Source organism: Streptomyces silvisoli (assembly GCF_029269905.1).
In the GTDB taxonomy this organism is placed as follows: Bacteria; Actinomycetota; Actinomycetes; order Streptomycetales; family Streptomycetaceae; genus Streptantibioticus_A; species Streptantibioticus_A silvisoli_A.
Window position 1 is genome coordinate 54,148 of the sequence record NZ_JARJBC010000022.1, and the last position, 19,692, is coordinate 73,839.

Consider the following 19,692-nt stretch of genomic DNA (forward strand, 5'->3'; position numbering starts at 1 on the left):
GATGCGCCCTGTGGGGTCGAGCGGGTTGTCGGCCCGGCGCGCCGGAGCCCGCAGGGCGTCGGCAGACCACCGACGGACCGGGTGGGTACGCCGTTGCGCCGGAGACGATGGAGTCACCTGCGTGGATGGGATTCTTTCGCTGGGGACGGCCAACGAGGCCTTAACGAACCGCAGTCGGCCGCAAGGTCGGGCTACGGTTTCCAGCGGCTTCCGGGATCCGGCGCGCAGAGTTCCCGGCCACGCAGGACGTCAGGCAGGCGTGGGCTGCCATTGGCCAGCGTCATGCGACGGTGCCAGCCGGGTTAACGGGGGGCTCGGTAGTCGTCCAGGCCGCACTCCTGCTGACCGTCTGGAGACACTGCGGGTGCCGATCAACCATCCGGGCCTGTTCAGGCGGCACGTTGGTACGCGTCGAGATCTCAGGTGGCGCCATCCGCGCAGGTGCGGCTTGCCGGAGACCACCACCCAGCCTGCTCCCCCCCTTTGTTCCTCCACCTGTTGCTGGCGGGGCGGTCTTGAGGGAAGTCAGCGATTCGCAACACGAAGGGGCGGCCGCATACCGAAACGGCGGCCGCCCCACCCCGCACCACCGGCGGTCTGGTGGGGGCCAGCGCCACCTGAATCACCAAGCAGCGTCGCTGACGGCCAACGCCCACGCCAGAGTCATCGAGTCACGCCGATGTGGTGTCCGTCGGACACGGCAACTCACCCGGACCGCGAGTGTGGGATGAAGGCCCCTGGAGTATCAACGAGTTTGTGGGACTCGCGTGGTGCGGGCCGCGCCCTTCCCATCGTCAGTCAGCGAGTGCGCCCATGGGGTCCCAGGCAGGCAGGACGATCGGCGGTTGGTCGAGGGCGGCAGCCAGCTGCGACGGCAGCGCGGAGCGCCGGACCGCGATTTCGAAGACATGCTCACCGAACCATGAGTCGTTCATGGTCCAAAAGCCCTTGTCGGCCTTCTCCTCACCCCAACTGTTCTCCACTCGCCAGCGGCGCGGGCTCCCTTCCACCACGTCGACGCCGGTGAACAGCATCGCGTGGGTCATCTTCGTGTCGTGGTGCAGCAGCCGAGCGGCCTTGCCCATGGTGAAAGGGGCGTCGTAGACGGCCGCGTAGTCGAAGAGCCCGGCGTCCCAGACGCCGACGTCCGCACGCATCATCTTGGCCACGTCGCAGCCGAACCACACGGGCTCACCACCGACGATCGCCTCCACGGCCAGCCGCTTCAGCAGCTCCATCTGCGCGTTGAGATAGACCACCGGCGGGGCGCCCACGATGTTGCCCAGGTACTCAACGGTGAAGGTGCGGCCGACCGGGCTCGACTCCCGCGGGTCGTGCACCAGGCAGACGTACTCGTCCAGCGGCAGCTCCACATACGAGGCGGCGAACTCTGCTGGTGTGAGCCAGCCATCGCGGTGGAACTGCTTGTCCTTGTCCTCCCACTGCCACAGGAACCGCTGCGGTGGCGTGCCGAGGTGGATGCTGAGCACCCGGTGGACGGCAGCCAGCACCTCCCGCTTGCGCTCCCGCTGCGCTTCGACTCCCTCGTCGGCCTGCCCACGCAGGTCGCGGGCGCCCTGGCGGAGCAGGGTCTTCAGGGCCCGGTTCATCGCCCGGGTCGCGGAGGAGCTGTCGGTCTCCGGCATGGCCGACTTCGGTACCAGGCCGTGCTTGGCGACCAGCGCCACAAACATGTTCCACTGCCCACCGTCACCGATCGGGTCCGCCAGCAGATGCGCCACCGTTCGGTCGTCCACCTCCCGGTCCGAGGTTTCGATGATCGCCTCAAGGAAGTGGTTCGCCCGCTCGAACTTGTCCCACCACAGCAGGTAGTTCTGGGAGAACTCGAAGTCATTCACGCCCAGCTTCCGCGCAGCGCCGACCCGGAGCAGGTTGAGCCCGGCGAACATCCAACAGCGCCCGCTCTGCTTCTGGTTGGTGACCTTCCAGTCGTCCAGGTGGTGGGAGACCGAGTGGTCGATGCCGGTGAGGACCCGCCGATCCAGGGCGACATCGTCCACCGGCGTCTGGGTGACGGCGTTCTGCATCAGCCGGTTCACCGGCCGGGCGGCGAACTCCTTCTCGAAGAACTCAATCTGATCCGGGGTCAAACTGCGATCCATGGCCTGGCGGGAGTTATCGTTTCCGAAGGTCACAGCGGTCTGCCTCCAGTTCCCAGCGGTTCTCAAGAGGAGCGCGCCCTCACCGTCGCACGGCCATTCAGCCGGAGTCAACGGAGTATCCAAAGTGAGCCGCCATCGCCGATATGCCGCCCACATGCGCGCCCGACGTGGTCGTCCGGCGCGCTGGCAGTTGATCTGGTCCTCTTCACTCGCTGTCTCGTATGAGCTGATCTGCCGCGCGGTGCAGTCGCACGGCGGGCGTGGGGACCGGGACGCGCGCCACGCGCGGATGGCGCGCGCAGGGATAAGCCCGCGACCCTCCTCCAAGCGTGGCCCCGGGTGGCGCTCAGCGGTCGGCCCGACTGGAAACGGCGCCCTGGGCGCGCAGTTGCGCTCCGGCGCGAGGCGCCGCAGCAACCGTCGCGGACTTCGCTGTGGCGGGATGTCAGAGCTGGTCGTAGATGGCGGCCAGATGTCGCAGGACGTCGGTGGCGGCATCGAGGGCGGCGGTGTCGTGGTGGCTGAGTGCGGCGTGCAGGGCCTGAGTGAGGACCGCTTGGCGCTCGCGATGCCGCTGCGTGCCGGTGGGGGTGAGGGTGACGACGGCGGTGCGCTTGTCGCCGGCGGAGCGTTCGCGGGTGACGTAGTCGGCGTTGACCAGGCCGTTGACGAGCTGCGTGGCGGCGGCGTTGGTCGTCTCGGTGGCGGTGGCGAGCTGGGTGACGGTGAGGGGGCCCTGGTCGGCCAGAGCGCGCATGGCGCGGGCGTGGGTGAGGGAGAGAGCGCCCGCGGTGCGGGTGGCGCGACCGCGTAGCCGGGCGTCGGCGGCGCTGAGGCTGTAGGCGGCGCGGGCGAGCCGGTCCAGGGCGTGGTCTCGAGGGCTGTCAGCCGGGGTGACCTGGGCTTGTTCGGTCATGGGAGGGGTCTCCGGTTCTGCGGTCGTGGCGAAGTCGTGCGGTTGACATCCACACTATCGTAAGTACTTAATAGTTAAGTACTTAGCGACGTGCCGGACGGTGCGCCGCTGAATCCCCCGAAAGGACATCCGTCATGACCACACGTTCCACCGGCCAGACCTGGGCTCTGGACATCGCACTCGCCCAGGGCGGCTTCGACGCGCTGCACCCCGGCGCCAAGGGCACCCTGGAGCAGCTCGGACACGACCACACCGACTTCGACAAGGTCTTCGAGCTGGTCCGCAGCGGGGCGATGCTGCCCAAGGCGTGGGCCACCGTCGCCGGGCAGGCCGAGGAGCGGGCCGCCCACCACGAGCAGGGCGGCTTCACGCAGACCGCCGCCGACCTGTACGCGCGGGCCGCGGTGATGTGGGGCCGCGCCCAGTACTCCATCTTCGACGCCGCCGACCCGCGCAAGCTCGCCTTCCGCGAGCACGCCAACCACTGCGTCGAGCGCCTGGGCGCGCTGCGCGGCGGCCGGGTCCGCCGGGTGGTCCTGGACTTCGAGGGCCAGCACATCTACGCCCTGCTTCACCTGCCGGCCGGCGAGGTCCGCAACGCGCCCGCGGTGATCCTCGGCCCGGGGATGGACATGATCAAGGAGGACTACATCTACGCCGCCGAGCGGTACTACACCTCGCGCGGCATGGTCGCCCTGTCGATCGAGGGCCCCGGGCAGGGCGAGTCCCGGGCCAACGGGCTGACCGTCGACCTCACCAACTACGAGCGTGCCATCAGCCGCTACATCGGCCACCTGGCATCCCTGCCCGAGGTCGACCCGGACCGGATCGGCATGTTCGGCATAAGCATGAGCGGCTACTGGGGCTCGCGCGCCGCCGCCACCGACCGCCGCCTCGCGGCCCTGGCTGCCTTCGAGGCCGTTACCGGCGACTTCGCCACCATCTTCGAGCGGGCCCAGCCGACCTTCAAGAACAACTACATGTTCATGTCCGGCTACAGCGACGAGGAGGCCTTCGACCGAGAACTGGTCGCCCGCATGCCACTGGGTGATCTCGTCGCCGACATCACCTGCCCGGTCCTGTACGGCATCGGCGAGTTCGACGAACTCACCCAGTTGGAACAGGCCCTGGCCAACTACGAGCGGGTGCGCGCCCCGAAGGAGATACGCGTCTACGAGAACGAGTTCCACCCCCTGGGCGGCGTCGCGGCCGAGATCTTCCGCTTCGGCGCCGAGTGGGTCGAGCGTGCCCTGAACGGCGAACTCGCCGAGCCCGGCCGCGACGTGCGCCACTACGTCCACCGCGACGGCCGCACCACCGACGGCACCGCCAACCCCACCTGGTGGCTCGACACGATCCCCGCCCAGATCACCGAGGCCCGCCGCGCCTAGGAACGAACACCACCGCCGAGAGCCCTGCTCCCACAACACGCGCAGGGGCAGGGCTCCCGGCCAGGAATCCTCGGGAGGCAAGGTGGCCTGTTGCTTCTGGGTCCGGTGACAGTCGCCGCCGCACATACGGTGCCAATGGCATAGAGCGCGCAGAACCAGGCCCCCACACCACCGAGTGGACCTCGCACGTTTACGGTGTCAACAGCTTTACAGCTGCGAGCAGTTGTGGCCGCGGCCGACGCGGATGAGGTTCTATCCGTGACGCCCCGGTCCGATCGGTGCACACTCCCCGCGGTGCCCAGCAGACGGGCCAGGCCCGGCGCGCAGCGGACGGACTGACGGATGGCAAGAGCTCAACTGCGAGGAAAGAGGCGGATATGACAGCGAGTTCGGGGCCCGGCGAGGAGCTCGCATGGTTGGACGCTACGGCGCAGGCCGACCTGGTGCGCCGTAGCGTGCTGTCGCCGACGGAGCTCGTCGAGGCGGCGATCGAGCGGATCGAACTGCTCAACGACAAGCTCAACGCGGTGATCACGCCCCTGTTCGAGAAAGCGCTCGCCGAGGCCGGGGCAGCCAGGCTGCCCGACGGCCCGTTCCGCGGCGTGCCCATGCTGCTGAAGGACATACTGTGCCATTCCGCGGGCGACCCGACCTACGGCGGGATGCGCGCGTTGCGAGACCGGGACTGGCGGGCTCCGCAGGACTCCACTTTGGCGGCGCGGTTCCGATCGGCCGGATTCGTGTTCTGCGGCAAGACGAACCTTCCTGAACTGGCCACCAGCGTCACCACGGAACCGCTCGCGCACGGGGCGACTCGAAATCCATGGGACCTCACCCGTTCCCCGGGCGGTTCGAGCGGTGGTTCGGCAGCGGCGGTCGCTGCGGGCATGGTCCCCGTGGCGCACGGCAACGACATGGCCGGCTCGATCCGGATGCCCGCGAGCGCCTGCGGAGTCGTCGGCCTCAAGCCCACCCGGGCCCGTACCACATTGGGGCCGCGGTACGGCGAGTACTGGGGAGCGGGGACACATGAACACGTGCTGACCCGCTCGGTCCGTGACACCGCCGCCGTGCTGGACGTGACGGCCGGCATGGCGGTCGGTGACCCGTACACCGCCCCGCTTCCGTTGCGGCCCTACCGCGAGGAGGTCGGCGCCGATCCCGGCACCCTGCGGATCGGGTTCCGTTCGACGCCACCGGGCGCGACCACCCCAGCCCACGAGGACTGCGTGGCGGCCGTAGAGCACACTGCGCGGCTGCTCGACGCGCTTGGCCACCGCGTCGAGCCGACACCGGCGGCTGCCCTGGATTCTCCCGCCCTGTTCGAGGCGCTGCCGACGTTGTTCTCGGCGATTCTCGCCTGGGAGCTCGAAGAATGGTCGGAACGCCTCGGTGAGCGGCTCGAACCCGCCGACCTGGAACCGATGAACGGGCTGCTCGCAGAGGCCGGCCGCTCGGTCACGGCCGCGCAGTGGCTCTCCGGTGTACAGGCGTGGCAGCAGTGGGCGCGCGGCGTGGCAGGCCTGTGGGAGACCGACGTCGACGTGCTGCTCACGCCAACGCTGCCCACGCCGCCGCTGCCGCTCGGGGAGCTCGCGCCGACGGCGAAGGATCCGATGGAGCTGGTGGCCGGGGTCACCAAAGGCATCGCCTTCACCCTTCCGTTCAACGTCACCGGTCAGCCCGCCGTCTCCCTGCCCCTGTACCGCAACGCCGACGGACTGCCGATCGGAGTGCAACTCGTCGCGGCCTACGGGCGGGAGGACGTGCTGATCCGGTTGGCATCCCAGCTCGAACAAGCCGCTCCGTGGTCGGGCGAGCGACCCCCGTTCTCCGCGTAGGCGCGCGGGCCCTCGACATCAGCGGAGTGGAGACCGCGGCATGCGCCATACGCGAGGCGGCCGAAGCGGCTGCGGTGCGAGATGGTCTGCTCAATCGGACAGGACGACGGCACCGCGCGGTCAGCGGGGTTGGTTCAGCTCGGTGGAGATCTTCGCGAGCTGTTCGAGGCGGCGCTCAAGGCTGGGGTGGGTGGAGAAGAGGTTGAACAAGGTGGCTCCGTCGCCGAGGGCAGGGGTGAAGAAGAACGCGTTGAACGGCTGCGCGGTGCGCAGATCCTCCGACGGGATGCGGGCGATGTCGCCGCTGACCTTGGTCAGCGCAGAGGCAAGTGCCGAGGGGCGTGCGGTGAGCATCGCCGCTGCGCGGTCGGCGGCAAGCTCCCGGTACCGGGACAGGGCTCTGATCAGCAGGAAACTGATCGTGTACACGACGGCGGAGACGGCCATGATCAGGGCGAGCAGGAGCGCGGTGTTCTGGTCGTTGCGGCGCCCGCCGAACAGTTCCGAGTAGAAGGCGAACCGCACCAGCAGTCCGGCCAGGACGCCGAGGAACGAGGCAATCGTGATCACCGCCACGTCGCGGTGGGCGACGTGGGAGAGCTCGTGGGCGATCACGCCTTCCAGTTCCTCGGTCTCCAGGCGTCGCAGCAGGCCGGTAGTGACGCACAGCACCGCGTGGTCGGGGTTGCGGCCGGTGGCGAACGCGTTGGGCATGCCCATCTGCGAAATGGCCACCCGTGGTTTGGGCATGTCGGCGGTGGCGCACAGGCGGTCGACGACGCCGTGCAGGTGGGGCTGCTCCCGTGCGCTGACCTCGTGGGCGTGCATGGCGAACAGGGCGATCTTGTCCGAGTACCAGTACTGAGCGGCCAGCAGTCCGGCTGCGACGACCACCACCAGGATCCAGGACTTCAGCAAGGCGACCAGCGCCGCGATGAAGGCAACGTAGAGCAGGCCGAGCAGGAACATGGTGATCACCATGCGTACGCTCAGCTGCCGGTCGGGGCGGAAGCGGCTGCGCATCGCGCTCATCTGGGACTCAGTCCCCTGTCGGCCAGCCCGGCCAGCACCCGCGAGTGGCCGGTGGCCTCGTCGGGCAGTGCCAGGTCAGACGGCGTGCGCGTGTCATTCGGCAGCGACACGCCCAGGTTGCGTGCCGCGTTCAGCAGCGCGCGCAACGCGTTGGCGAACTCGAGTTCGTCGCCGGACTCGGCGGCCGACCGCACGCCGGATTCCAGTTCGTCGGGCTTCTCCAGGTGTGTTCCGGCGATCTCGCATTGACCTTCGCCGAGGATCCGCACGATCACGATGTCGCCTCCCGGCTCGATTCCTCAGGGCCCGACGGCTTCTCGCCGACACTGCCCAGGGCAGGCGGGGCGGAGGCCGCTGGGAGCTCTGCCTTCAACCGGGCGAGTTCCGCGTCGACATCGTGACCCGCGGTGGCCGCTTCGAGTTCGGCCTGGATGTCGTCGCGGCCCGCCGGGACAGTGGCGTCCTCCAACGCGCCGGAGGCGAGCAGCTCGTCGAGGGCTCCGGCGCGGGCTTGCAACTGCTCGGTCTTGTCCTGGGCCCGACGCATCGCTATGCCGATGTCGCCCATCTCCTCTGAGATGCCGGTAACGGCCTCGCCGATGCGAGTCTCGGCCTCGGCTGCGGTATAGCTGGCTTTGATGGTCTCCTTGCGGGTACGGAAAGCGTCTACCTTCGTCTGCAACCGCTGGGATGCCAGGGTGAGCTTCTCCTCCTCCGCCTGGAGTGAGGCCTCCTGCCCCTGCAGGTCTTCGACCTGCGTGGCGAGGGCAGCACGCCGCGTGAGGGCCTCGCGAGCGAGATCCTCCCGGCCGACGGCCAGCGCCTGCTGCGCCTGGCCCCAGAGCTTCTCGTCGGACTGCCGCAACTGGGTCATCTGCAGTTCGACGCGCTTGCGGCTGGTCGCCACGTCCGCCACCCCGCGTCGCACGTTCTGCAGCAGCTCCAGCTGCTTCTCGTAGGAGTAGTCCAGCATCTCTCTGGGATCTTCGGCCCGGTCCAGGAGCTTGTTGGCCTTGGTCCGGAACAACGCGGTGATGCGACGCGCGATGCTGCTCATGCTCGTCACTTCCTCTCCTGTCTCCACTGTCCTACCTGCCGGGCTCTGACGCGCTGCGCCGTTCGTCCCTCGGGGACCGGTCACAGACGCGGCGCGCTCGGCGGACGGTCCGGCGACACTCAAAGTTATTGAGCATTCAACGAGTGGCGGTGGAGCTGTGGAACTGTCCAGGACGTCTCGCATAACGGGGACCAGGCGGCAGCCGCCTGCGAGACGTATCCGGGGCGGCGACTGAGCGCGCGGAGTGTCGTGGTTCTGACCGGGCAGGCCGAAGGTCCGTCGGGTCAGAGGCGGGATGATGAATGTATGGAGCCACTGGAGGAGGCAGACGAAAGTCCGATCGGAGCCATCGGGCGGGTGACCGTTTCCATCCCACCGGACGGGCCGGGCGAAGTGCTGGTCGCGGTGCGCGGCGGGAGCGAGGCGTTCGCGGCCTGGTCCGAGAAGCCGATCGGCAAGCACACCCTCGTGATCGTCGTGGACCGTACGTCGGCCCGCTCGGTGATTGTCGCGCCCTTCCCGTAGCTGCCAACCGACTCACCTCCCTCGACACGACAGGAGGCCTCATATGTTGTTCTGGCACGTTCCCGCACCCAACGAGGCCATGCTCATCTCCGGGTCCAAGCGCCAGGCGCAGGAGACGCAGTTCCGGATCGTCACCGGACACGGCAGCTTCGTCCTTCCCATCAAGCAGAAGGCCCGCATGTTGTCTCTCGCGCTTCGGGAGGCGGAGATCGTAGAGGAGTGCGTCACACAGCAGGGTATCCGGCTGAATGTGCGCGCCGTCGCGGTGTTCAAGGTGGGCGACGACTCGACGTCCATCGCCAACGCAGCCCGTCGCTTCCTCACAGAACAGGACCGTATGGAGGAACTCTCCGGTCGTATCTTCGCAGGTCATCTGCGCTCGATAGTTGGCGGTTTGACGGTCGAGCAGATCATCCGGGAGCGGGACAGGGTAGCGCAGGAGGTCAAGGAGGCCAGTCACACCGAGATGGAAAAGCTGGGCATCGTCGTCGACGCCCTGCAGATCCAGGAGATCGCGGACGCAACGGGATACATCAACAACCTGGCGGCCCCGCATGCGGCAGCCGTCGCCAGCCAGGCCCGGATCGCGCAGGCGAAGGCCGACCAGGAGGCTGCCGAGCGCGAACAGCAGGCAGCCGCTCTCAAAGCCGAGTACGAACGCGACACGGCGATCAAGCGGGCGGGATTCCTGGCCGAGACCGAGCAGTCCAACGCCCGTGCTGCGCAGGCCGGTCCCTTGGCCGAAGCCAAGGCCTCCCAAGAAGTCATCGAAGAACAAACCTCCTTGGCGCAGCGTCAGGCTGCCCTGGCGGCACAGCGGTTGGAAGCAGAGGTACGCCGCCCCGCGGACGCGGAAGCGTACCGGCAGCGCACCCTGGCCGAGGCCCAACGTGACCAGGCGAAGTTCGAGGCGGATGGTCGGGCCTATACCGAGCGGACCGTCGCGCAGGCTCAAGCCGACGCCAACAGCGCCCGGGCGGCGTCGCTCAGGGACGGCAACCAGGAACTCATCGCCGCGAACCGCGTAGTGGAAAATCTGCCGGCACTCACCGAGGCCGCCGCCCAGGGCATCGCCGGGGCACGCCTGACTGTCCTCAACGGCACCGAGGGGGTCAACGAGGTCGCATCGGGAATCGTCGCACAGGGTTTGGCGATCCTGGAGGCGCTGCGGAACTCGACCCCAGCACCAAGCATGAACGGAGAGGCCCCCGCCCCGGCCCCCGAGAAGTCCTGAAGAACTCCAGTGAGCAACTCACCTGCGGGGTTGTGGAGTTCCAGAGTTGGCTTGCCTGCCCGTGTCCACAGCCGCCCCTCCCCAGTGGCCGCTCGCCGAAGCCATCGCGTTGTGTGAGCGGGACTGGCCGTCAGCCGCGGGCGCGGAGGCTGGCTTCTTCGAGATCGAGTTCGCGCTGGATCCGCCGCCGGGTCGCGTAGCTGATCTTGTTCGCTTCGTAGAGGCGCTGAAGCTCGGCCGCCTCGATGGCGATGAGTGTCCGGCGTATCTCGCGGTAGGCGTCGGCAGGGCGGGCGTCCGGGTCGCTGTAGTGGGCATCTTCGGTCTGGTGGATACGCGCTTCCAGTTGGCGACGGACCTGTTTCAGTGCGGCCTCGGCGGCGGCACCCAGATCGGCGAGCTGATCCAGATCGCCAAGCTGTTTGAGCTCTTCGAGAGCGGCGTGGGCAATGCGCCGGCGGGTGCGTGCCTCTTCGCGGGCGGTGTGCTCTGGTTCCAGGGCGATGCCGGAGCGGCGGACGACAGGGGCGAGGGTGAAACCCTGGAAGACCAGAGTGAGCGCGATGGTCCCGGTGGTGAGCGTGAGGATGAGCGCCCGGTGCGGCAGCGGCGCCCCAGTGTGGGTGGTCAGGGGGATGGAGAGCGCGGCGGCCAGCGGCATGACGCCTCGGGTGCCTGCCCAGGACAAGACGGCCGGAACGCGCCAGGAGAGGCGACTGTCGCCCTCCCTGTGCCGGTGGTGGATAAGGGCGGACAGCGGGAAGACCCACAGCAGGCGGATCGCCAGCACGGTGAGTGCGATCACCGGTACCCACAGCGGCCAGCCGTGCTCGTCATGCGCGAGCTGACGGACAGCGGAGGGGAGCTCAAGGCCGATGAGGGCGAAGACGACGCTCTCCAGCAGGAAAGTCACAGTCTCGTAGACGGCGTGGATCTGGAGGCGGATGGGCGCGCTGCTCAGCTTGTGGCCGGTGCTGCTGAGGGCAACCCCGGAGACGATGACGGCGGTCACGCCGGAGGTGTGCGACTGCTCCGCGATGACGTACGAGGCATACGGGGTGACCAGGGCGATGACGGTCTCCAGTATGGGGTCCTCGGTCCGTCTGCGGATGAGGGTCACCACTGCGGCGACCGCCGCGCCGATGAGGGCTCCTCCGCCTGCGAGGATCAAGAACTGCTCGACGGTCCCGCGCACGGTGATGGCGCTGCTGGAAACCGCAGTGGCCACAGCGACCTTGTACAGGACCAGGGACGTGGCATCGTTGAACAGGCTTTCCGCCTGCACCATGGCCTGAACGCGCGGTGGCAGAGCCAGGCGCCGACCGAGCGCGGTAACGGCCACGGGGTCGGTGCTGGCCAGGACGGAGCCGAGGATGAACGCGGTCGCGGCGGTGAGCGGGGTGAGCGCTCGGGCGACGTACCCGACGGCGATGGCTGAGGCTAGGACCAGCCCGAAGACCAGTCCGGTCACAGGCCTCCACACGGTACGCAGGTCACGGACGGAGATCTCCCCGGCCGAAGCGAACAGCAGTGGCGGCAGCACCAGCACGTTGATCACGTGAGGCGGCAGACGAACCTCGGGAACCCAGGGCATCAGCCCAACCACCAGACCGGCAATCACCAGGAGCGAGGGGGCGGGCAGGCTCCAGCGCCGGGCACCGGTCGCCACCGCTGTGGCCAGGACCACGAGCAGCAGGATGACGGTCAGACCGGTCATGGAGCGTCCCCGGTAGGTTGCGGCTTGTTGCCCCCCTCTGACCAGGTGCTTTATCAACGTAACCGACCTCGGGCGGTGATGCAGCCGGCATGAAGCCGCGAGCGCCCAGCGCGCGGCAGGCGGGTACCGAGAGGCCTCGCCACGGACCAGGCGGTCACGCGGGTGGTCGCCCTGGCGACGCCGCCGCCCGGGCGGCGCGTCTTCGGGTATGTCGACCGGCTCAGCGCCTGCTCAGCGCGTTCGCGAAGTAGCGCGGCTCGTAGTGGGTGCATCCGATCTGTACCGGAAGCCACGCCCCGCCCTGAGAGGCCCCGCAGACCGATCCCCCGGTGCTCCCCTCCAGGACCTCCGCGCGCGGCTGCGCGCGGCCGGAACCCACGAGGCCCCACAACGCTCCCAGCCATGAGTTACGCACTGCCGAGCTGCCTTTGCTCATTCACACGTTGATGCTCGCCATTCGCTTCCCTCTTTCTTCAGAAGGCGACGTCGATGTAGTCGATGTCGGTGAACTCCACTTCGAGGTCCACAGCGCGGCGTCCTTCGTCTTTGAAGTAGATCTCTTGGAGCCCCTCGGCGACGATGCCGCGCATCTGCTGGTCGGTGGCGCCTTGTTCGCGGGCGTCGAAGAGGCGTCGTGCGTACGGCGCGGGCAGATGTACGGTGAGGCGGCGCATGCGGCCGTCGTCGGTGGTGCCGATGGGTGCGGTGTAGCCGAAGCGGGCGCGGGTCTCGATGGTGATGCCGGCGGTGCTGGCGGCCTTGTTGCGGGCTTGCGCTCGGACGCGGGGCTGCCACATGGCGAGGACCTGGGCCCGCAGTCGGGTGGCGTGGTCTTTGGTGGCGTGTTTGATTTTCTTGTCGCGGTAGCGCTCTACCGTGCGCTGGCTGACGCCGATCTGTACGGCGACGCGACGGGCGAGTTCCGCCCTGCTGGCAGGCTTCAGGTCGGTGCCCCGGATCGCCTTGCGGTCGGCTGCCTCTGCCTGTTCCAGCAGGTACTTGACCTGGCCGTATGTCGTGGCCGGGATGGAGCGGGTGAACGTCTCCCGCTCGGCGCGCTCCAGGGCTCTGTGGATCTCGGTCACGGTCCTACTCCCCCGCGTCCATGACGGCGTCGCCGCCCTTGATGTGGCGGGCGGGGTTGTAGCCCTGCTCCATCAGGTCCACCGCCCACGCCATTTCCTGAACACCCTCCAGCTTCGCCATGCCCGGGCTGGCGCCAAGACGGAACGTACCCGGCAGGATGCGACCGTCCTCGGTGAGCGGCAGGAAGTCCAGCGGTGACGGGCCCGGGCTTGGGTAGACGACGCAGTCCGACAGCACCGCCAGCGGGTAACGCCCGGTCGCCTTCGCGACGTTGAGCATCTTGCGGTGCATGTTCACCCGTGCCTTGGCGATCACCGCGGCCCGAATGTCCGGCCGCCACGTCGGCCGCTCCAGTGCCGGCCATCGCTCACCGTCACGGTAGTGGCGGCCCTGAGGGCGCTCCCGGAGTTTCCCGATACCGCCCTTGACCGTCGACTTGATCGCTGACAACACGCACACCAGGCCCGGATCGGTCTGCTTGTGCTGCTCCATCGCCTCCAGGAAGGCGCGTTCACCGACATCGCCTCCCACAGGGACACCGAGGTCGCCCATCGTGGCCACGTAGGCGGCCCTGAGGCGGTCGTGCCACGGATCCAGGTAGGCACCCGTCTCGTACCGCAGGAACGCCTCGACGGGGGTCACCTCGTAGCCCAACTCCTGCGCGTAGGCGACAGTGTTGGTCTGGTACCAGGCAGGTCCCGAGGGGCGCTCGCCTGTGGAGGTGAAGGGGCTGGGCAGGCGTGGATCCAGCTCGACGTGGGAGAGGTCCACGTACCAGGAACCGGGGACCTTCTTGTCGAAAGAGGGGCGGTCAACGTGGACGGGTGATCCGAGCCCGACCGTCAACCGCGCCGCGGCAGCAAGGAACGCGGTGTTGATGTCGATACCCACCGCGAAGGGCAGCAGGCACTCCTGGTCACTGAGGAGGTCCACGTCGCGGACCCACTGGTAGGCCTCCTCGTCGAGGAACCCACCCGTCCAGCCCTGGGCGACCGGATGCTCGGCCGGGGCCTCCGGCGGCGCCGGGTCCACCACGGCAGTCAGCGCACCCGGGTTCGGCGCTGAGACCCACGCACCGGACGCGTCCTTCGCGGCACGCGTCGGCGGCCGCAACGCGGTCATCAACTCCAAACCGCACACCGCGGTCGAGCCGCGCGGGGTGATCACGCGAATGGCGAACTCGCCCAGTACCCTGGCGAGTTCAGCAGGGTGCAGGTCGGCCGCCTCACCCCAGGCCCTGGCGTCCAGCGCGTCCCACGACAAGATCGCCAGCTGCACGCACTGCCGCTCGCTGCCCTTGGCGGGACGATAGATCCTGGGCCACGGCCCGAACCCACGCTGCGTCAACTTCCACTTCGCACGCGCGATTTGTCTGACCACTGGGTGGTCCTCCGGCAGGCGCAGGCTACGGCGTGCCTCTGGGCCCTCCAGGCGCTCCGGCAGACCGAGCTTCACGGCCGCCGACGCGGTCAACACGACCAGCGGATCGGCGTCCTTGCCGTTGCGGTTCAGCCGCGCTGCGCCGATCCCGGAGTCCTGCAAAGTCCACTCGACCAACTGCGCAATCGTGGTCGCCGGGCAGTCCAGCACCACACCACCGGGGCAGTAGACCATGCCATCCCCGCCCAACACACCGAGCGGGCCATGGGGGAACCGCTGGTCGAGGGCCGGCTGCGCGACCTTCTTCGCAGCCGGGCGATGCGACGTGGACGCCTGCTTGGCGCTCACCACGCGCCTTGCGCCTGCCGAAGGAGGGCTCACCGCAGGGGGCGCCGGGGTGGTTTGTTGAGGGACGTCAGCCGGACGTCGTGGAGTGTTCGTGGTGGAGGTCCGCGGCACTGGCTCCGGCTCGGGCGGCGACGCCGGTGACGCGTCGGGGGTGGTGTTGGGGTACTTCGCGGCCCAGCCCTCCAACAGGCGCAGGTAGGCCTGGCGCCGTGGTGGTCTGGGTTCACTGCGGCCGGTGTCCCAGTTCTTCACGGTCTGGGTCGTTGTTTGCAGGACCTGGGCCAGACGCGCCTGCGTGACACCAGCGGCCTCCCGCAGCCGCTTTCGCTCCTCGGGTGGCGGGAGTTGCGGCTCACCCTCCAGTAGGGCGTCCACGGCCGCGAACAGCTCTTCCTGGCTCGCCATGCTCCACCTCCGCCCCCCAACCTACCAGGAATTACCCTTCGATTTGCGGTGTCCTTAGCCTTGGATTTACAAGCCTCGCTCGTGACGCCGCTCGATCGCTGGGGAGCGGGAACAACGCTGTGTTCCCGGCCCGGTGATCGACGCGTACGAGATGCCATAGGCGGCGCGGCGCTGGTGGAGGGCCGCTGGGCGGTCAGGCGTGGCTGGGTTGGCACTGGCCTCAGGTTAGGACAGCCAGCACGGGATCTGGCCGCACGAACCAGAACAGCTGGCGTCCACACGGGGCGAGGGCAGTTCGCGGTCCCGCGTCGCTGCTCAACTCCAGGTCAGCGCCTCAAGCTCCCAGCACCACGCGGTATTTCCCCAGCTCGAATCGCGGGGCCGAGTCCCATCCCCCGCTCCAGGACGCAGTGATCAAGGATACTCAAATGCCATTCGCATGAGGGAATCGGTGGAGTTGACGCCCCATCAGGGGCAGTCGGAAGGCAGGAGCAGTGGCAGTGACGATGCGGTCGGTTCCGCTGGTGGGCGGTCCGGTGGAGATACGGGGTGCGCTGGACCTGGTGACCACGCCGTGGGGGGTGATGCCGCGTCGTCTGCCCGCATGGACCAAGGACCAGCATCAGGACCCGACGGAGTACGGGGTGACCGTCATGCCCTCGGGCGTGCGACTTGTGTTCCGCACCGATGCGCGGGAAGTGGAGTTCGATGTCCTCACCACCACAGGGCAGTTGGACAGCGAGCCGCAGCCACAGCCGACCGGGACGCTGGAACTGCTGGTGGACGGCGCACCGGCCGGACGCCAACAGGCGCCGTTGGGCAACGTCCTGCGTATGGCAGGCCCCGGGGCCGAGCAGCTACTGATCCCGGGCGAACCCGCTACGGTGCGGTTCACGGGGCTGCCGACGGGCATGAAGAACGTCGAGTTGTGGCTGCCGCAGCAGACCCCCACGGAACTGGTGGCGCTGCGCGCCGACGGCGAGGTGCTGGCGCCACTGCCGGACAGCCGACGCCGGTGGGTGCACCACGGCAGTTCCATCAGCCACTGCCTCGGGGCCGACGGCCCGACCGGCACCTGGCCGGTGGTGGCGGCGTCGCTCGGCGGTGTTGAGGTGATCAACCTCAGCCAGGCAGGCAATGCGATGCTGGACCCCTACGTCGCCCGAACCATCCGCGACATGCCGGCCGACCTGATCAGCCTCAAGATCGGCATCAACATCGTCGGCCTGGCCGCCTTCCGGCGACGGACGTTCGGCCCGGCGGTCCACGGCTTCCTCGACACCATCCGCGACGGGCATCCGCACACCCCACTGCTGGTGATATCCCCCCTGAGCTGCCCAGCCTTCGAGGACACCCCCGGCCCGGCCACGACGGGCCCGAACGGTGAAGTTACAGCCCTCGGCGACCCGGCCGATGTGGCCCACGGGGCACTGTCACTGACGGTGGTTCGTGCGGAGCTCACCCGGATCGTGACGGCCCGGCGGGCATCCGATCCCCACCTGCACTATCTGGACGGACGCGAGCTCCTCGGCCCTGACGAGGTGGACGACCTGGCCGACGGCCTACACCCCACCGCGGCCGCATACCGTCGAATCGGCGAACGCTTCGCCGCCCACGCGTTCGCCAGCAACGGCCCCTTCCAGTGAACGGCCGGGCTCTCGCACCCGAAGCCCCGGCGGAGCCAGATCCTCCGGTATCCGATGGCCCGTTGGCCCTCCTCGGGGGCTGGTCAGGGCACTCCCGGTCAGCCGCGCCGGCAGGAACATCAGCCCCGACGCGGCCAAGGTGCCAGCCATGGGAAGCGGGCTCGGGACCCGCCGTCATACGTGCCCCACTGCGCATGACGGCGGGGTGTTGTCCAAAGGGGCCGATTGGCGGGTTGGTTGTCACCCGCTCGATCAACCGATCGGGGGAGGGCGACCAGCCCCCCCCGAACTTAGAGTGAGCGTATCCGAGACTGAAAGGATGATCGTGAATTCGGCCAAGCGTCGTGCCGCGACCCCTGCGGCGCTGATGGCCGTGGAAATGGCCTTACTTCCCCAGGCGTTGCGAACGCGGCCGCTATGGCGTCAGGTGCGGAGCCCGTGAACGGCAGCACCGTAACACTGACCACCAACGACTCACGAGTCCGCCAGAGCTGGTGCACGGCTGGCCGCCGCAACGGCGCCCTGACCCTGGTGGAGACGTGGCGTCGCGGCCTCGCCACCGCGCGTGGCCACAGGGAGATCGTTGACGAAGGCCTGGACACGCTGCGCACCCTGCTCGCGCGCCCTGGGCGCGGTCCGCAGGAGACTTGCGAGAAGGTGCTCTCGGCGCTGTCGCTTTCCCAGCAGAGCGACGACACCGCCCTGCTCGTCGCCCGCACGCGCCGCCTGCCGCCCGACCGGGTCGCCAAACCGCTGGGGAACCCGTTACACCGCGCAGGGCAAGGTCCTATGGGCCGAGCAGCGGTTGGTGTGAAGGCGGCCCCGACAGCGACGACACGTGCGCGTCGCCCCGGCCTACGACTTCCCGCGGGCGGAGCACCCCGCCGCTCCCGCTGAAGTCAGCCCCGTGTACGCCCTGTTGGGACGCTGCCGCGGGCCGTACTCTGGCCCGGCTCGGCGGGGTCGACGGCGAGGGAAGCCAGGAGGGCGAGGCGTTCGGCGCTCGGGGTGCCGGGCTCGGCGTGGTAGATGACCAGGATCTGGCGGTCGGCGTCGGGGATCGGCAGCTTCTCGTGGCGCAGCTCCAGGGGGCCGACCTGCGGATTCGTGATCGTACTGATGCCGCTGCGTTTGGGGCGGACGTCGTGCCGGGCCCACAGCCGTCGGAAGCGTTCGCTGCGCACGGACAGTTCCCCGACGAGTTCGACCAGCGCGGGGTCGTCGACATCAGGGCCGACGAGGGCGCGCAGGGCGGCGACCGAGCCCTCGGTGCTGGCCTCCCAGCGCCCATGGGCGGCGCCGGAGTCGGGGTCGAGGAAGAGAGCGCGGATCATGTTCGTGCCGGGCGTGAAAAGCGGGGAGAGGGCCTGGGCGAGCGGGTTGGCGGCCAGGACGTCCAAGAGGCGCCCTTGGACGAACGCGGGCGTGTGCGGCCAGGTCGTGATGAGCTGCCGTACGCCCTCCGGGACGTGTTCAGGACGGCGGGGGCGCGAACGGCGACGGGGGCGGTCCGGCACGGCGAGGCGGTGCAGGTGGGCGGTGGCGTCCTCGTCGAGGCGGAGGGCCCTGGCCAGGGCGTCGAGGACCTGGGCGGAGGGACGTCGATCGCGCCCCTGCTCCAAGCGCAGGTAGTAGTCGGCGCTGATCCCGGCCAGCAGGGCCAGCTCCTCCCGCCGCAGGCCGGGGACGCGGCGCCGCCCGGCCGCGGGCAGGCCCACGTCCTCCGGGCGGATCAGCTCACGGCGGGCCCGCAGGTAGTCGCCGAGCGGGGTGCCCGTCCCGTTGTCACTCACCATGCGCCCACCGTACGACCGCCGGGCGGTCGTGAGCCTGGTCCTGTCACTACCAGGACCAGCGGAGCTCTGGGTACCCCTCGGGCGCTGGCGCACCGTTGCCGTATGACACTCATCAGGACACCTTTCGGACCCCGATCAACCGCTGCCGAGGTCGCCGCCGGTACTGACATGTCCGGGAAACGGGCGATCGTCACCGGCGCGTCCTCCGGGATCGGCGTGGAAACCGCCCGCGCGCTGGCCGCGACCGGGGCCGAGGTCACCCTCGCGGTACGCGATCTGGTCGCCGGTGCGGCGGTGGCCGCCGATATCACCGAGGCCACGGGCAACAAGGAGGTTCGCGTAGCGCACCTGGAACTGGCCGACCAGTCGTCGGTCGCCGCCTTCGCCAGCGCCTGGGAGGGGCCGCTGCACGTACTGGTCAACAACGCGGGCGTGATGGCGCTACCGGAGCTGCGGCTCACGCCCGAAGGCTGGGAGACCCAGTTCGCCGTCAACCACCTGGGGCACTTCGCCCTCGCAGTGGGCCTGCACAGGGCGCTGTCGGCGGCCGGGGGCGCCCGGGTCGTCTCGGTCAGCTCCTCCGGCCACCTGTTCTCGCCGGTCGTCTTCGACGACATCCACTTCGGCTTCCGTCCGTACGACCCGTGGCTGGCGTACGGCCAGTCCAAGACCGCCAACATCCTCTTCGCCGTCGGCGCGGCCGCACGCTGGGCCGACGACGGCATTGCAGTCAACGCCATCGCTCCCGGTTCCGTCCCGACGAACCTGGTCCGGCACCTGGGCAGGCCGTCCGGCGTCACCCTGGAGGACGGGCTGCGAAAGACAGTGGAGCAGGGCGCGGCCACCTCCGTCCTACTGGCCGTGTCGCACCTGCTGGAGGGCGTGAGCGGACGGTACTTCGCGGACTGCGCCGAGGCCCTGCCGGTCCCCCGGCGGCCATCCATGGCGCCGGTCACCGCCGAGTTCATGAACGGTGTGGCCGCCTACGCCCTCGACCCGGCGAACGCCGACCGGCTTTGGGAGGAGTCCGCACGTATGACCGGCATTTGCTGACGCTCCGTCAACTTACTTGCGGAGCACCCACGGAAGCGGTGGCCCGCCGAGGTGTCTCTCGGCGGGCCACGCGGCTGACCGCGCGCCTGGCGTTTCGTAACGGCCCAACTCCCAAAGCGCTCGCGGCCACCAGGTGCGTAGC

16 protein-coding genes are annotated in these 19,692 nt (G+C 69.1%); 7 read left to right on the forward strand and 9 right to left on the reverse strand.

The annotated features are described in order from the left end of the window. Positions 1-794: 794 nt before the first annotated feature. Both P3G67_RS28255 and P3G67_RS28260 read right to left on the reverse strand, forming a co-directional pair. A complete protein-coding gene (locus tag P3G67_RS28255) occupies positions 795-2,111 on the reverse strand; it encodes a C1 family peptidase (protein ID WP_276096011.1) in 1,317 nt (438 codons plus the stop codon). 457 nt (positions 2,112-2,568) lie between these two features. Beyond that, positions 2,569-3,039, reverse strand: a complete 471-nt coding sequence (locus P3G67_RS28260) for a MarR family winged helix-turn-helix transcriptional regulator (RefSeq protein ID WP_276096012.1) — start codon at positions 3,037-3,039, stop codon at positions 2,569-2,571. A gap of 134 nt (positions 3,040-3,173) precedes the next feature. Here P3G67_RS28260 and P3G67_RS28265 point away from each other — a divergent pair, with 134 nt between their 5' ends. Next, positions 3,174-4,430: an alpha/beta hydrolase gene (locus P3G67_RS28265; RefSeq protein ID WP_276096013.1), complete on the forward strand. Its 1,257-nt coding sequence runs from the start codon at positions 3,174-3,176 to the stop codon at positions 4,428-4,430. A 416-nt stretch (positions 4,431-4,846) separates the two neighbouring features. Next, positions 4,847-6,271 carry an amidase gene (locus P3G67_RS28270; protein WP_276096014.1) on the forward strand — a complete coding sequence of 475 codons (1,425 nt, stop codon included), beginning with the start codon at positions 4,847-4,849 and terminating at the stop codon, positions 6,269-6,271. A 120-nt stretch (positions 6,272-6,391) separates the two neighbouring features. Here P3G67_RS28270 and htpX read toward each other — a convergent pair whose 3' ends face one another. Genes htpX through P3G67_RS28285 form a run of 3 tightly spaced genes read right to left on the reverse strand, consistent with a single transcriptional unit; the run spans position 6,392 to position 8,360 of the window. After that, the gene (gene htpX / locus P3G67_RS28275; RefSeq protein ID WP_276096070.1) at positions 6,392-7,294 is read right to left on the reverse strand and encodes a zinc metalloprotease HtpX; all 903 of its coding nucleotides are present in this window, start codon (positions 7,292-7,294) and stop codon (positions 6,392-6,394) included. Positions 7,295-7,299: 5 nt separating this feature from the next. Then, complete coding sequence (gene pspAA, locus P3G67_RS28280; protein ID WP_276096015.1) at positions 7,300-7,578, reverse strand: PspA-associated protein PspAA; 279 nt, start codon at positions 7,576-7,578, stop codon at positions 7,300-7,302. Next, the gene (locus P3G67_RS28285) at positions 7,575-8,360 is read right to left on the reverse strand and encodes a PspA/IM30 family protein (protein ID WP_276096016.1); all 786 of its coding nucleotides are present in this window, start codon (positions 8,358-8,360) and stop codon (positions 7,575-7,577) included. Before P3G67_RS28285 ends, pspAA begins: the two co-directional genes overlap by 4 nt. A 306-nt stretch (positions 8,361-8,666) precedes the next feature. On the opposite strand from P3G67_RS28285, the gene P3G67_RS28290 reads away from it, so the two are divergent. Both P3G67_RS28290 and P3G67_RS28295 read left to right on the forward strand, forming a co-directional pair. After that, positions 8,667-8,885 carry a hypothetical protein gene (locus tag P3G67_RS28290; protein ID WP_276096017.1) on the forward strand — a complete coding sequence of 73 codons (219 nt, stop codon included), beginning with the start codon at positions 8,667-8,669 and terminating at the stop codon, positions 8,883-8,885. 43 nt (positions 8,886-8,928) lie between these two features. Then, complete coding sequence (locus P3G67_RS28295) at positions 8,929-10,119, forward strand: SPFH domain-containing protein (RefSeq protein ID WP_276096018.1); 1,191 nt, start codon at positions 8,929-8,931, stop codon at positions 10,117-10,119. A gap of 130 nt (positions 10,120-10,249) precedes the next feature. Here P3G67_RS28295 and P3G67_RS28300 read toward each other — a convergent pair whose 3' ends face one another. The 3 genes from P3G67_RS28300 to tap all read right to left on the reverse strand — a co-directional run bounded on the left by P3G67_RS28300 (position 10,250) and on the right by tap (position 15,055). Next, positions 10,250-11,836: a Na+/H+ antiporter gene (locus P3G67_RS28300; RefSeq protein WP_276096019.1), complete on the reverse strand. Its 1,587-nt coding sequence runs from the start codon at positions 11,834-11,836 to the stop codon at positions 10,250-10,252. 473 nt (positions 11,837-12,309) lie between these two features. Next, on the reverse strand, positions 12,310-12,921 hold the full coding sequence (gene tpg / locus P3G67_RS28305; RefSeq protein WP_276096020.1) for a telomere-protecting terminal protein Tpg: 612 nt from the start codon (positions 12,919-12,921) through the stop codon (positions 12,310-12,312). A 4-nt stretch (positions 12,922-12,925) separates the two neighbouring features. Next, positions 12,926-15,055 (reverse strand): telomere-associated protein Tap, encoded by a 2,130-nt coding sequence (tap, locus tag P3G67_RS28310; protein WP_276096021.1) that lies wholly within the window; start codon positions 15,053-15,055, stop codon positions 12,926-12,928. A gap of 506 nt (positions 15,056-15,561) precedes the next feature. On the opposite strand from tap, the gene P3G67_RS28315 reads away from it, so the two are divergent. Together P3G67_RS28315 and P3G67_RS35905 are read left to right on the forward strand one after the other, a co-directional pair. Next, positions 15,562-16,701, forward strand: a complete 1,140-nt coding sequence (locus P3G67_RS28315; RefSeq protein WP_276096071.1) for a GDSL-type esterase/lipase family protein — start codon at positions 15,562-15,564, stop codon at positions 16,699-16,701. 438 nt (positions 16,702-17,139) lie between these two features. Beyond that, entirely contained in the window at positions 17,140-17,598 is a 459-nt protein-coding gene (locus P3G67_RS35905) for a hypothetical protein (RefSeq protein WP_313881468.1), read from the forward strand. Between the two features lie 2 nt (positions 17,599-17,600). Here the strand turns inward: P3G67_RS35905 and P3G67_RS28325 are convergent, their stop codons facing one another. After that, the gene (locus P3G67_RS28325; protein ID WP_276096022.1) at positions 17,601-18,497 is read right to left on the reverse strand and encodes a helix-turn-helix transcriptional regulator; all 897 of its coding nucleotides are present in this window, start codon (positions 18,495-18,497) and stop codon (positions 17,601-17,603) included. Positions 18,498-18,599: 102 nt separating this feature from the next. On the opposite strand from P3G67_RS28325, the gene P3G67_RS28330 reads away from it, so the two are divergent. After that, on the forward strand, positions 18,600-19,550 hold the full coding sequence (locus tag P3G67_RS28330; RefSeq protein ID WP_276096023.1) for an SDR family NAD(P)-dependent oxidoreductase: 951 nt from the start codon (positions 18,600-18,602) through the stop codon (positions 19,548-19,550). The last annotated feature ends 142 nt before the right edge of the window (positions 19,551-19,692 follow it).